This window comes from Streptomyces sp. NPDC048650 (assembly GCF_043199095.1).
GTDB lineage: Bacteria > Actinomycetota > Actinomycetes > Streptomycetales > Streptomycetaceae > Streptomyces.
In genome coordinates this window covers 200,291-212,265 of sequence record NZ_JBICVM010000007.1, presented here as the reverse complement: position 1 = coordinate 212,265, position 11,975 = coordinate 200,291, and the positions used below count along the sequence as shown (strand labels likewise).

12 protein-coding genes are annotated in these 11,975 nt (G+C 73.4%); 1 reads left to right on the top strand and 11 read right to left on the bottom strand.

Features of this window, described 5'->3' with window-relative positions; genetic code table 11:
* Positions 1 to 24: 24 nt before the first annotated feature.
* A complete protein-coding gene (gene tsaB, locus ACGFML_RS21540; RefSeq protein WP_393545932.1) occupies positions 25 to 684 on the bottom strand; it encodes a tRNA (adenosine(37)-N6)-threonylcarbamoyltransferase complex dimerization subunit type 1 TsaB in 660 nt (219 codons plus the stop codon).
* A 108-nt stretch (positions 685 to 792) separates the two neighbouring features.
* Here tsaB and ACGFML_RS21535 point away from each other — a divergent pair, with 108 nt between their 5' ends.
* Complete coding sequence (locus ACGFML_RS21535; RefSeq protein WP_393545930.1) at positions 793 to 1,371, top strand: hypothetical protein; 579 nt, start codon at positions 793 to 795, stop codon at positions 1,369 to 1,371.
* Between the two features lie 35 nt (positions 1,372 to 1,406).
* Here the strand turns inward: ACGFML_RS21535 and ACGFML_RS21530 are convergent, their stop codons facing one another.
* The 10 genes from ACGFML_RS21530 to ACGFML_RS21485 form a co-directional block, all read right to left on the bottom strand.
* Entirely contained in the window at positions 1,407 to 1,628 is a 222-nt protein-coding gene (locus ACGFML_RS21530) for a hypothetical protein (protein WP_393545928.1), read from the bottom strand.
* Positions 1,629 to 1,835: 207 nt separating this feature from the next.
* The gene (tsaE, locus tag ACGFML_RS21525; protein WP_393545926.1) at positions 1,836 to 2,384 is read right to left on the bottom strand and encodes a tRNA (adenosine(37)-N6)-threonylcarbamoyltransferase complex ATPase subunit type 1 TsaE; all 549 of its coding nucleotides are present in this window, start codon (positions 2,382 to 2,384) and stop codon (positions 1,836 to 1,838) included.
* 47 nt (positions 2,385 to 2,431) lie between these two features.
* Positions 2,432 to 3,763 carry an alpha/beta fold hydrolase gene (locus ACGFML_RS21520; RefSeq protein WP_393545924.1) on the bottom strand — a complete coding sequence of 444 codons (1,332 nt, stop codon included), beginning with the start codon at positions 3,761 to 3,763 and terminating at the stop codon, positions 2,432 to 2,434.
* Positions 3,760 to 4,938 (bottom strand): alanine racemase, encoded by a 1,179-nt coding sequence (gene alr, locus ACGFML_RS21515; RefSeq protein ID WP_393545922.1) that lies wholly within the window; start codon positions 4,936 to 4,938, stop codon positions 3,760 to 3,762. Before alr ends, ACGFML_RS21520 begins: the two co-directional genes overlap by 4 nt.
* Before the next feature lie 59 nt (positions 4,939 to 4,997).
* Positions 4,998 to 6,059, bottom strand: coding sequence for a L,D-transpeptidase family protein (locus tag ACGFML_RS21510; protein WP_393545920.1), 1,062 nt, complete (start codon positions 6,057 to 6,059; stop codon positions 4,998 to 5,000).
* Positions 6,060 to 6,170: 111 nt separating this feature from the next.
* Positions 6,171 to 7,595: an NAD(P)H-hydrate dehydratase gene (locus ACGFML_RS21505; RefSeq protein WP_393545918.1), complete on the bottom strand. Its 1,425-nt coding sequence runs from the start codon at positions 7,593 to 7,595 to the stop codon at positions 6,171 to 6,173.
* Between the two features lie 148 nt (positions 7,596 to 7,743).
* Positions 7,744 to 8,112 (bottom strand): holo-ACP synthase, encoded by a 369-nt coding sequence (locus tag ACGFML_RS21500; RefSeq protein WP_393545917.1) that lies wholly within the window; start codon positions 8,110 to 8,112, stop codon positions 7,744 to 7,746.
* Positions 8,113 to 8,164: 52 nt separating this feature from the next.
* Positions 8,165 to 10,012 carry a glutamine--fructose-6-phosphate transaminase (isomerizing) gene (glmS, locus tag ACGFML_RS21495; protein WP_393545915.1) on the bottom strand — a complete coding sequence of 616 codons (1,848 nt, stop codon included), beginning with the start codon at positions 10,010 to 10,012 and terminating at the stop codon, positions 8,165 to 8,167.
* A 144-nt stretch (positions 10,013 to 10,156) separates the two neighbouring features.
* The gene (locus ACGFML_RS21490) at positions 10,157 to 11,413 is read right to left on the bottom strand and encodes a hypothetical protein (RefSeq protein ID WP_393545913.1); all 1,257 of its coding nucleotides are present in this window, start codon (positions 11,411 to 11,413) and stop codon (positions 10,157 to 10,159) included.
* A 249-nt stretch (positions 11,414 to 11,662) separates the two neighbouring features.
* Positions 11,663 to 11,962, bottom strand: coding sequence for a hypothetical protein (locus ACGFML_RS21485; RefSeq protein WP_393545911.1), 300 nt, complete (start codon positions 11,960 to 11,962; stop codon positions 11,663 to 11,665).
* Positions 11,963 to 11,975: the final 13 nt, after the last annotated feature.

The following is an 11,975-nucleotide window of genomic DNA, read 5'->3' as shown; positions in this document are numbered from 1 at the left end:
GGTGGTCGGGCGACGGGTGGGAGGTCACTTGGGGGTGACCACCTTGTAGTTGGCCGGGACCTGGGCGTCGGGGCGGCGCAGATACAGCGGCCGGTCGGGCAGGAACTCCTCGCCGGCGGCGAGCTTCTCGGCGGCCAGCGAGGCGAGCGCGCCCGCCGACTGGTGTTCGGGCCCCGCGCGCCGCACGCCGGTGAACACCTCGTCGTACAGCAGCGCCCCCGCGCCCACGGCGGGCACCTCGGCGACCTCGCCGGCGATGTCCGCGGGGCGGTCGACGGCGGGTTCGGTCAGCCGGGTGCGGGCGTCGGCGTAGCGGGCCCAGTAGACCTCTTTGCGGCGGGCGTCCGTCGCCACCACGAAGGGCTCGTCCAGGCCGGCGGCGTAGGCGATCCCGTCGAGCGAGCACAGTCCGTGGACCGGCACCCCCAGGACGGAGCCGAAGGTCGCCGCGGTGACCAGGCCCACCCGCAGTCCGGTGTACGGGCCGGGCCCGACGCCGACCACGATGCCGCTGACCGCGTCGAGCTTGCGCCCGGCCTCGGTCAGCACCCGGTCGACGGCGGGCAGCAGCAGTTCGCCGTGCCGGCGGGCGTCCACCTGGCGGGACTCGGCGAGCACACGGGAGCCGTCGTGCAGGGCGACGGTGACGGCGGGGGTGGCGGTGTCAAGAGCTAGCAGCAGCACGCCCCCAAGACTACGGCTCGGCCGGTGGTGCCCGTTGCGGTGCTACCGTCGGCTCTTGTACAGCCGACGGCCCCGCACGGGCCAGCAGAGCGGAAAGGTGGCACAGCGGTGCCCGCTAAGAGCAGCACGATCGTCACCGCTCTGACCGTGGTCGCCCTGGCCGTGGTCGGTGTGCTCGGCTACCAGGCCGCGGCGTCCGCTCCGGACCACCTCTCGGCCCGCGGCGGGGGCCACCACGCCGAGCAGCACCCCGCACACCACAGCAAGCCGCCGAAGGAGCCCGCGCCGCCGCGCCCCACCGAGGTCCCCGCGGCCTCCGGCACCGGCAAGCGGGTCGTCTACTCCCTGGGCGCCAAGCAGGTCTGGTTGGTGGGCGCGGACGGCAGGGCGCAGCGTACGTACCACGTCACTCCCAGCACGGTCAGCCCGGCCACCGGGGCCTACCAGGTCCCCCCGAACGGGCGGTCGGTGAGCGTGACCGGCTCCGACGGCATCGCGATCGAGCACGTCGTGCGGTTCACCAGCGCCCAGGGCGTCGTGATCGGTTTCAGCGCGGCAGTCGACGGCGCCGCCCCGAAGCCCGGTCCGGCGACGAAGAAGACCGGCGGTATCCGCGAGACGCGGGACGACGGCAAGGCCATGTGGGACTTCGCGATGGTCGGCACCAAGGTCGTCGTCGTCGCCTGAGCGCCCGCGGCGAGCGACGGTTTCGCCTCTTCGGGCTACGCCGCCTCGCGCCCCTCGGTGGACGTGGGTGCCGTTTCCCCGGCCGGCTCGTCCGGGCGGGCCGGTGCCGTGGTGTCCGGTGCGGTGGTGTCCGGCGGGGTCGACACGGCGCTGGCCGCGGCGCACGCCGCCAGCAGTTCGGTCATCGTCGGCGGCTGCTCCGGCGCACCGTCTTCGGCGCGCCGGGCCGCCGCATCAAAAGGCTGGTGGGCCGACATGGGCGCCTCCCGGGCTCCTGGGCAAGCGACGGAGGCCAGGCCGCCCAACTTAGGCTGACCTAACCCGTACTCTCCTGACCCATGTGACCACGGGCGGCACCGCCCGCGCAACATCTTGCCGACGCCTTGTCGGAAACTATCCGGGAGAGGACGCGGCCGTACGGGTCGGTCGGCCCGCTGCAGGCCGTCGACCGGCACCCGGAACCGTCAGCCGTCCGCCAGCCTGGCGAGCCCCGCCGACGCCCAGCGCGGGCCGATCCCGGTGACCGTCACCTCGCGCACATCGTCCGCGTCGCCGTGCAGCGCATCCGCCAGGACGGCGTCCGGCCCACCCGGCACATCGGCCCCCACGGCCCGTCCGATCACCACGTGCAGCCGGTCCTCGGACAGGTCCTCGACCTTGCCGTCGCCCCACTCCACGACGACCACCGACTCCGGCAGCGAGACGTCCAGATCCAGGTCCTCCATCTGGTCGAGGCCGCCGCCCAGGCGGTAGGCGTCGACGTGCACCAGGGCGGGGCCGCCGACCAGGGAGGGGTGCACCCGGGCGATGACGAAGGTGGGGGACGTCACGGCGCCGCGGACGCCCAGCCCCTCCCCCAGGCCCCGGGTCAGCGTGGTCTTGCCGGCCCCCAGCTCACCGGTGAGCAGCACCAGATCGCCGGGGCGCAGCAGACCGGCCAGCCGGCGGCCCAACTCCTGCATCTGCTCGGGTGACTTGACCGTGACATGGGCATTCTCGCGGGTGGTGCTCATGTCGCAAATGGTACGGCCCGGACGGGCCCCCACCGCCGACCGCCGTCTCAGGCCCTGGCCGAGCGGGGGCCGCGGGCCGCGACGCTGGCCCGTTCCACCAGCGACACCAGCTGGTCGTTGACCAGCTCGGGCCGCTCCAGCATCACCAGGTGCCCGGCCCCGGGCACGCACAGCAGATCGGCGTGCGGCAGCAGGTCGGAGATGGTCCGGCTGTGCTCGGCCGGGGTGATCAGATCCTTCTCCCCGGCGAGCACCAGGGCCGGCTTCGCGTCGTACGCGGCCACCGCCTCGGTCTTGTCGTGCACCGCGAAGGCCGGATAGAACTCGGCGACCACATCGATCGGGGTCGCCTCGATCAGCCGCTCCGCGAAGCGCGCGATCCCCGGGTCCACGTCCTCCGGCGTCCCGAACGAATACCGCTTGATCAGCCCCGCGAACAGATCGGCGGTGGCCCGCCGCCCCCGCTCGACGATCTCGCTCTGCGAGCCCAGCGCCTTGAGCAGCCCCGGCGCGACCGCGTGGAACGCCTTCACCCCCATCGACGGCAGCCCGAAGGCGACCTCGCTGAGCTTGCCCGCCGAGGTGCCGATCAGCGCCACCCCGACGACCCGCTCCGCGACGTACTCGGGGAACTGATCGGCCAGCGCCATCACCGTCATCCCGCCCATGGAGTGCCCGACCAGCACGATCGGCCCCTCGGGCACCGCCGCGTCCAGCACCGCCTTGAGATCGCGGCCCAGCAGGTCGATGGTGACCGGATCCGAACCGTCGATCTGGGCGTGGCCGCGCGCCGAGCGGCCGTGGCTGCGCTGGTCCCAGTGCACGGTCCGCACGATGCCGCGCAGCGCGGCGCGCTGGAAGTGCCAGGAGTCCTGGCTGAGACAGTAGCCGTGGCTGAAGACGACGGTGGGCGCCACGGAGCGGCGGCCCAGCACCGTCAGCAGCCGCTTGCGGACGCCCTGCACCTGGCCGTCCAGGGCGGCGCGGGCGTCCTTGCCGTCCTTGGTGCCGGAGCCGTTCTTGGCCGTCCTGGTGTTCTTCGCGGCCCGGCCCCCCTTGCCGCCGTTGCCGCTCGCCGGCACCTCGCCCGGCTCGTCCACCTCGTAGTACAGCTCGGTGCCGTCCTCGGCGACCGCCGAGCCCGGAGTGCCGCGCAGCGTGCCGTACGGGCCCTCGGCGTCCAGCGCCAGCCGCGCCCGCCGCCGCATGCCGCGGCCCACGGTCATCCGCTCTATCGCCACACCGGCCGCCGCGCCCGCCGCGATCACGCCGATCGCGGTACCCGCGATCCCCGCATGCCGCCCGGCGCGGGCCCAGTTGTTGACCGAGTCCGCAGCCGTCTCGACCACCCTCGCAGCCACGTCCTGGCTGTCGCTCATACCGCATCCCCCGTGTGCGTCCGGTCCACGTCGGTGCCCTCGCTGTCGATATGGACGCGCGGCACCCGCGTCCCGATCCGCGTGACGATCTCGTACCCGATGGTTCCGGCCGCACGCGCCCAGTCCTCCGCGGTCGGCTCCCCGCCGTCGCCCGGGCCGAACAGCACGGCCCGATCGCCCGGCCGGGCGGCGTCGCCGCCCAGGTCGACCACGAACTGGTCCATCGCGATCCGCCCGGCGACCGTCCGCCACTTGCCGGCCACCAGCACCGGGCCGCTGCCGGAGGCATGGCGCGGAACGCCGTCGGCGTAGCCGAGCGGGACCAGGGCCAGGGTGGTGTCACCGGGCGTCGTGTAGTGGTGGCCGTACGAGACGCCGTGGCCGCCGGGAGTGCGCTTGACCGACGCCAGGGACGCCTCCAGCGTCATCGCGGGCCGCAGCCCGAAGTCCTGGGGCGTGCCGACCTCGGGGCCGGGCGAGATGCCGTAGATGCCGATGCCGGTACGGACCAGGTCGAAGTGCGCCTCGGGGAGGGTCAGCAGCGCCGGGGTGTTGGCGATGTGCCGCACCTCGGGGCGCAGCCCGGCCGCCCCGGCGACCGCCAGCGCCGCTTCGAAGGCGGCCGTCTGGAGCGGGATGGAGGGGTGTCCGGGCTCGTCGGCGCAGGCGAAGTGCGACCACAGGCCGGTGACCTTGAGGACGCCGTCGACCTCCGCCTTGCGGGCCGCGGCCGTCAGCTCCGGCCAGTCGGCGGGCTGGCAGCCGTTGCGGCCCAGCCCCGTGTCGATCTTGAGCTGGACCCGCGCCGTACGGCCGCAGGCCCGTGCCGCCTCGCTCACCTCGCGCAGCGCCCACAGGTCGCTCACGCCCACGTCGATGTCCTGCTCGACGGCCTTGGCCCAGGGGCCGCCCGGCGTCCACAGCCAGCACAGCAGCCGCCCGGTGTCGCCGGCCGCGCGCAGCGCGAAGGCTTCCTCGGGCAGCGCCGTCCCCAGCCAGCTCGCGCCGGCCTCACGGGCGGCGCGGCCGCAGGGCACCGCGCCGTGTCCGTACCCGTCGGACTTGACCACGGCCATCAGCTCGGCCCGGGGTGCGCGGTCTCGGAGCGCGCGCACGTTCGACCGCACGGCGGCGACGTCGATCGTGGCGCGGGCGCGCTTCGCTGTCTCGTTCATCCCCCTCAGTGTCTCAGGCGGGACCGCCCCGCCCCGGGGCACCGGTGGGAAAAGCGTCCTCACACTCCGGTCTTGCGGCCCCAGACATGGACGACGTCGTTCTTCTGCAGCACGTTCCACAGCCTCTGCGCATCCTCCCAGGCGAGGTTGATGCAGCCGTGCGAGCCGGACCCCGCGTAGACGTCGTCGTAGACGCCGTGCAGCGCCTCACCGCCGTCGAAGAACTGCGCGAACGGCATCGGCGTGTGGTAGAGCGACGAGACGTGGTTCTTGTTCTTCCAGTAGATCCGGTACGAGCCGGTCCGGGTCTCCATCGTCGGCCGGCCGGAGCGCATCGCCACCGGCTTGAAGATCACCCGCCCGTCCTGCTGCACCCACACGATCTGCCGGGCGAGGTCCACACAGACCACCCGCCCCGCCCGGCTGGGGCACTGCCCCTCCCGGTTCGGGTTCTCCTGGGCCCGCAGCAGTCGCACGACGGCGCCGGTGACCGGTCCCGCGTAGCCGGTGGCGGGCTCGATGTGGTTCTCGCGTTGGAGGGCCTGGATCGCGCGGCAGTCCTCGGCCGACTGCCGGCCGTCCGCCTCGCGCTCGAGGAACTCCTCGACCGTCTGCTGGGCGGGGCCGCTGGACTTGCTGCACCGCGCCGGCGCGTGGGGGTCGCGCTGCACCTCGGACCGCGGCACCAGCTCGATGTGCCGGATGGGCTCGGTGGGCCGCTCGGGCTCCGGCCCCGCGGGGCTGCGGCCGTGCGGGATGTTCGGCGGCAGGGCCTGGTCGGGCAGCAGCTGCTCCTGCTGCTGCCGGAAGGGGTGTGGCACCGCGACACCGGGGACCAGGTCGGCCGCGCCGCCCAGCTCCGGGCGGGGCGCGGGTCGGGTCGGCCCGTGCGGGAGGGGCTGCACACCGGCGGTGGCCGCACGGGCCGCCTGCGCCGCGGACGGTCGGGCGGCGGCCGCGGGGCTCCGCGGTGCGGGATGCGGGCCGTGTGCGGCCAGCCGCGCCACGGTCCGCGCGGCGGCCGGGTGGGGGACGGGTACCGGCCCGGCGGCGGCCGTGGGCACTCCGACGACGGTGAACAGCGAGGCGCCGATCAGCAGCGCCGGGAGGGTGCGATTCATGCACTCACCCATGCCGTGGCCGGACGGCCGTACCGCCCGCCACCCGGCAGGTTCGCCCTGCTGGCCCGTGGCGTTCCCTCGCGGGGCGTAACGGCCGCTCCCGACCGCGCGTCAGTCCAGCACGTCGCGCCAGGCGTCGCCCAGGTGGTCGGCCACCTCGGTGGCCAGGATCGGCGCCCCCTGCGGCCCGGCCGCACGGCGGGCCGCCAGACCGTGCAGATACGCCCCCACGGAGCCCGCGTCGCGCGGCGAGAGCCCGGTGGCCAGCAGGGACCCCGTCACTCCCGAGAGCACGTCCCCGCTGCCCGCCGTGGCGAGCCAACTCGTCCCGGTGGGGTTGACCCGTACCGGACCGGTGGCCTCCGCGACGAGCGTCGTCGATCCCTTCAGCAGCACCGTCGCCCCGTACCGCCCGGCCAGCTCCCGCGCGGACCGCAGCCGCGCCGCCTCGATCTCCTCCCGGCCGCGGCCGAGCAGCGCCGCGGCCTCCCCGGCGTGCGGTGTCAGCAGCGTCCCGGCGGTACGCGCCCGCACCCGCTCCGGCGTCAGAAAGCGCAGCCCGTCGGCGTCCACCAGCACCGGTACGTCCGCCGCCAGCACATCGGCCAGCGCCTCGGCCTCGTCGCCGATGCCCGGCCCGATCACCCATGCCTGCACCCGCCCCGCCTTGTCCGGCGGCCCGGCGTGCACCAGCGTCTCCGGGAAGCGCGCCAGGACCGCGTCCGCCGCCGGCCCCACGTACCGCACCGCCCCCGCACCGCCCCGCAGCGCACCGGCCACCGCCAGCACCGCCGCGCCCGGGTACCGCGCCGACCCGGCGACGACGCCCACCACGCCCCGCCGGTACTTGTCGCTCTCGGCCGCCGGGCGCGGCAGCAGCTCCGCCACGTCGGCGTGCTGCAACGCCTCCGCCTCGGCGTCCGCCGACGGCCGGAGCCCGATGTCCACCAGCCGCAGCGCGCCCGCCCGCTCCCGGGCCGGGTCGATCAGCAGTCCCGGCTTGTACGCCCCGAACGTCACCGTCGCATCGGCGCGCACCGCGTCGCCGTGCACCTCGCCGCTGTCGGCGTCGACACCGCTGGGCAGGTCGACCGCCACCATGATCGCCGATTCCCTTACCGCGTCGAGGAGTTGGGCGGCAGCGGGACGGAGACCGCCCTTGCCCCCGATGCCGACGATCCCGTCCACGACCAGATCGGCCCACGCCACGTCCCGCCGGGCATCGTCCGAAACGCGCCCGCCGGCCGCCCGCAGCGCGGCCAGGCCCCCCGCGTGCGCCCGCTCGGGCGACAGCAGCACGGCCACCACCCCGGCCCCGCGCCGCGCCAGCCGGGCCCCGGCGTACAGCGCGTCCCCGCCGTTGTCGCCGCTGCCCACCAGCAGCGTCACCCGGCTGCCGGACACCCGGCCCAGCAGCTCCCCGCACGCGACGGCGAGTCCGGCCGCCGCCCGCTGCATCAGGGCCCCCGCCGGCAGCCGCGCCATCAACTCCCGCTCGGCGGCCCGTACGGTCTCCACGCTGTAGGCAGTCCTCATGGGGCCCAGTCTCACACCGGAGCGGCGGCGGGGGCCCGCCACACGCGAGGCCCCCGCCGCACCGCCCGTACTGCCCGCACCGCCCGTACTGCCCGAGCCGCCCGGGCCGCCCGAGCCGCCCGGGCCGCCCGGGCCGCCCGGGCCGGGGCTACCCCTCGGCGATCACCACCGCGGAGGCGACCCCCGCGTCATGACTGAGCGACACATGCCAGGACAGCACGCCCAGTTCCGCCGCCCGCGCCGCCACCGTGCCGCGTACCCGCAGCCGTGGCCGGCCGCTGTCCTCGACGTACACCTCGGCGTCCGTCCAGTGCAGCCCGGCCGGCGCGCCCAGCGCCTTGGCCACCGCTTCCTTGGCCGCGAAGCGCGCGGCCAGCGAGGCGGTGCCCCGCCGCTCGCCGCTGGGCAGCGTCAGCTCCGTGTGGATGAACAGCCGCTGCGCCAGTTCCGGCGTGCGCTCCAGCGCCGCGCCGAACCGTGCGATCTCGGCCACGTCGATCCCGACCCCGATGATCATCCGGTCACCCCACCGATCGCTCCGCCGCACTCCGCACCGCTCACCGCGCGCCTCACTCCACCGTCACCGACTTGGCGAGGTTGCGCGGCTGATCGACCTCGTTGCCGCGCGCGGTGGCCAGCTCACACGCGAAGACCTGCAACGGCACGGCCGACACCAGCGGCTGCAGCAGCACCGGCGTCCGCGGAATCCGTACGAGGTGATCCGCGTACGGCACCACCGCTTCGTCGCCCTCCTCCGCGATCACAATGGTCCGCGCCCCGCGCGCCCGGATCTCCTGGATGTTCGACACGATCTTGTCGTGCAGCACCGACCGGCCACGCGGCGACGGCACGACCACCACCACCGGCAGATCCTCCTCGATCAACGCGATGGGACCGTGCTTGAGCTCGCCCGCCGCGAATCCCTCCGCATGCATGTACGCGAGTTCCTTGAGCTTCAGCGCGCCCTCCAGCGCCACCGGATATCCGACGTGCCGCCCCAGGAAGAGCACGGTGTTCTTGTCGGCCAGTCCGCGCGCGAGCTCCCGCACCGGCTCCATCGTCCCGAGCACCTGCTGCACCTGGGTGCCCATGGCCGCCAGTTCACGCACCACGTCCTGGATCTCGTCGCCCCATTTGGTGCCCCGCACCTGCGCGAGGTAGAGCGCGACGAGATAGCACGCCACCAACTGGGTCAGGAACGCCTTGGTCGACGCCACCGCGACCTCGGGCCCGGCATGCGTGTAGAGCACGGCATCCGACTCCCGGGGAATCGTCGACCCGTTGGTGTTGCAGATGGCGAGCACCTTGGCGCCCTGCTCCCGGGCGTGCCGCAGCGCCATCAGGGTGTCCATCGTCTCGCCCGACTGACTGATGGCGATCACCAGCGTCCGCCGGTCCAGAATCGGGTCCCGGTAACGGAATTCGCTGGCCAGCTCCGTCTCACAGGGCACGCGGGTCCAGTGCTCGATCGCGTATTTGGCGATCATTCCGGCGTGATAGGCCGTCCCGCACGCCACGATGACGACCTTGTCGACCTCGCGCAGCACCTCCCCGGGAATCCGCACCTCGTCGAGGGAGAGCACCCCGGCACCGTCGATCCGCCCCAGCAGGGTGTCCGCGACGGCCTTCGGCTGCTCGGCGATCTCCTTCAGCATGAAGTAGTCGTAGCCGTCCTTCTCGGCCGCCGACGCGTCCCAGTCGACGTGGTACGCCCGCACCGGCGCCGGCGCCCCCTCGAAGTCCGTGACCGTGACCCCGTCCCGGCGCAACTCCACGACCTGGTCCTGACCCAGCTCGATGGCCTCCCGGGTGTGCGCGATGAACGCCGCCACATCCGAGGCGAGGAACGCCTCGTCCTCGCCGACCCCCACCACCAGCGGCGAGTTGCGCCGCGCGCCCACCACCAGATCCGGCGCATCCGCATGCACCGCGACCAACGTGAAGGCCCCCTCCAGCCGCCGGCACACCTGCCGCATCGCCTCCGGCAGCTCCCCGCACGACGAGTACGCCTCGGCAAGCAGATGCGCGACCACCTCGGTGTCCGTCTCGGACCGCAACGAGTGCCCGCGCTCGGCCAGTTCGGCGCGCAGCACGGCGAAGTTCTCGATGATCCCGTTGTGGACGACGGAAACCCGCCCCGCGTTGTCCAGATGCGGATGGGCGTTCTCGTCCGTCGGCCCGCCGTGCGTGGCCCACCGCGTGTGCCCGATCCCCGTCGTCCCCGTCGGCAGCGGCCGGGCCGCCAGCTCCTTCTCCAGATTCGCCAGCTTCCCCGCCTTCTTGGCCGCCGCCAGCCCCCCGTCGGCCAGCACGGCAACCCCCGCCGAGTCATAGCCGCGGTACTCCAGCCGCCTCAACCCGGCCAGCACAACGTCCAGGGCAGGCTGCCCGCCCACATAACCCACGATTCCGCACATGGGGGCACCCTACGACGGCTCCCCCAGCGACCCGCCGCTCGTCCCGCGGCCGGGTACGAGTGCCGTGCTGCGCCTGGCCCGGGCCACCGACGAGGGCCCGGGCCGCACTGGTCGGGGTCCGCACTCACCGCGCCGCAGGAAGGCTCAGGGACCGGCTTCCGGTCCGCCGCCCGGCAGGAAGCTCTCCAGATACCGCGCACGATTGTCCGTCGTCACCATCCGCGCCATGAACAGGGCCCCGTAGGCGCAGATGCACAGGATGAACGTCGCCCACCGCCCCACGCCGAAGGCCACGAGACCGAGGGCAACCACTCCTGCCTGGAGATACCAGAGCCCCTCGGCATGAAGTCCCGGATGCCAGGTCGGATACGTACGTATCGCCCGGAGGCCGTCTCCCTCGGGGAGAGATCCGACGGCAGGCACAGGGGATCCCTCGGGACGGTCGGAATCGGCTGCCACCCTGAGGACCCCCTTCAGGCACCGCTGCCCATCCAGCACCAGCACGGCGCGTGCCCTCCTCGGCCCGGGCCGGTCCGCCATCTTCACCCAGTACAGCTTCGCTTGACGGCCTTCCACTTCCGGCGAAAGATGCGACGGGTCGAGCAACGGGTCGAGCAGCACTTCCGGACACTCCCCCGCGCGCCCTTCGAGCGCGAGCCGCGGCTTCGGCTTGGTGGTCACCACTCCCTTGGTGTCGGTGGTGCTGTCCATCACCACGTCCACACTTCTCACCGTGACGGCAAGAGAGCGGCAGAGACCCTTCTTGAGCGGACGCCGCAGACTCCGGGACACCCGGGAGAAGCCGCCGAAGACGCCGGCCAGGAACAGGCAGAAGGCCGTCATGACCAGCGCCGCGACAAGGACCGGCCCGCGAGCGGAGCCCCCCGTCTTCTCCTCCAGCGCTTCCCGGTCGCTGTTGACGAGAACTCCGAGGTTCTCCGAGGACGACGCGAAGAGAGCCCAGACCCTGTCGCCGCTCGCCACCTGGTACTCCGAGGAGAACTCGACCTTCTCGGACTGTGCGCCGGAATCGAACGGTACGGAGACCCGGGCGATCACGCGGTAATGACGAGTGTTCTTTTTGCGGACGTACTCGGAGGAGACCACCTTCTCGACGGATACCGCTTGGATACCGCCCTTGGCATCGGTGATCCGAACGGCCTCGGGAGAGAAGGAAAGGGCTGCGTAGAAGAACAGCCCCACAGGCAGGACCATCGCCCACAGCCCGGCGACAATCCACCCGTGGCTTCGATCGGGCCACCAGAATCTGGTCGCCTCCGCCGGGCGCGACTGCGGGACGGGCCCGTCCCGCAGGCTCAGCAGGGCGCCCGCGATGCCGAACACGGTCAGCGCGAGACAAGCGAGCAGATCCCACCGCGGCAACGCGGCGGAGGGCCGCATCAACACACGCGCCGCTGCCGCCGCCAGTCCCCCACCGGCGACCGTCAGGAAGATGTTGATGGCACGGACCCGAATCATCCGAACGTGTCCTTCACACTGCGATTCTGAGGAGCCGTCCTGGCCTCGGTCTCCTTCTTCTCCGGCTCATCATCGTCTCGGAGCGCCGCCTGACCAACTCCCGCCAGGACGGCGCCGATTCCGCCGGTCGCACCATCGATCGAGACGTGCGGGTCGGACCGCCCCGGCGGCTCAGTACCCCCGCTCTATCTTCTCCAGCGCCTCCCGCACCGTCTCCAGGAACTCCTCGTCCTCGTCCTCGTCCGTACCGGGCCGGCTGCCGCGTTCGTAGTTCGCCAGGAGGTCGGCGAGGTCCTCGCCCAGGTCCTCCTCGGGCAGGTCCTCGGCCAGCTCCGCGCGCACCCGGGCGGCGAAATCCGGTGTGGCGATCTCCGGCGTGGCGATATCGTCGGCGCTCGGCCGACGCTTGTCCTCGGCTCGCTGTCGCAGCAGTCCCAACAGGCGCGTGCGCACGCCCACCCCCTGTCTCACCTGTCTCATCCTT

What these genes read in the sequence shown, in the direction of transcription:
- alr (WP_393545922.1), bottom strand. Translation starts at nt 4,938, where the DNA reads ATGAACGAGACAGCGAAGCGCGCCCGCGCCACGATCGACGTCGCCGCC.
- ACGFML_RS21505 (WP_393545918.1), bottom strand. Translation starts at nt 7,595, where the DNA reads ATGAGGACTGCCTACAGCGTGGAGACCGTACGGGCCGCCGAGCGGGAG.
- glmS (WP_393545915.1), bottom strand. Translation starts at nt 10,012, where the DNA reads ATGTGCGGAATCGTGGGTTATGTGGGCGGGCAGCCTGCCCTGGACGTT.
- tsaE (WP_393545926.1), bottom strand. Translation starts at nt 2,384, where the DNA reads ATGAGCACCACCCGCGAGAATGCCCATGTCACGGTCAAGTCACCCGAG.
- ACGFML_RS21490 (WP_393545913.1), bottom strand. Translation starts at nt 11,413, where the DNA reads ATGCGGCCCTCCGCCGCGTTGCCGCGGTGGGATCTGCTCGCTTGTCTC.
- ACGFML_RS21520 (WP_393545924.1), bottom strand. Translation starts at nt 3,763, where the DNA reads ATGAGCGACAGCCAGGACGTGGCTGCGAGGGTGGTCGAGACGGCTGCG.
- ACGFML_RS21500 (WP_393545917.1), bottom strand. Translation starts at nt 8,112, where the DNA reads ATGATCATCGGGGTCGGGATCGACGTGGCCGAGATCGCACGGTTCGGC.
- ACGFML_RS21530 (WP_393545928.1), bottom strand. Translation starts at nt 1,628, where the DNA reads ATGTCGGCCCACCAGCCTTTTGATGCGGCGGCCCGGCGCGCCGAAGAC.
- ACGFML_RS21510 (WP_393545920.1), bottom strand. Translation starts at nt 6,059, where the DNA reads ATGAATCGCACCCTCCCGGCGCTGCTGATCGGCGCCTCGCTGTTCACC.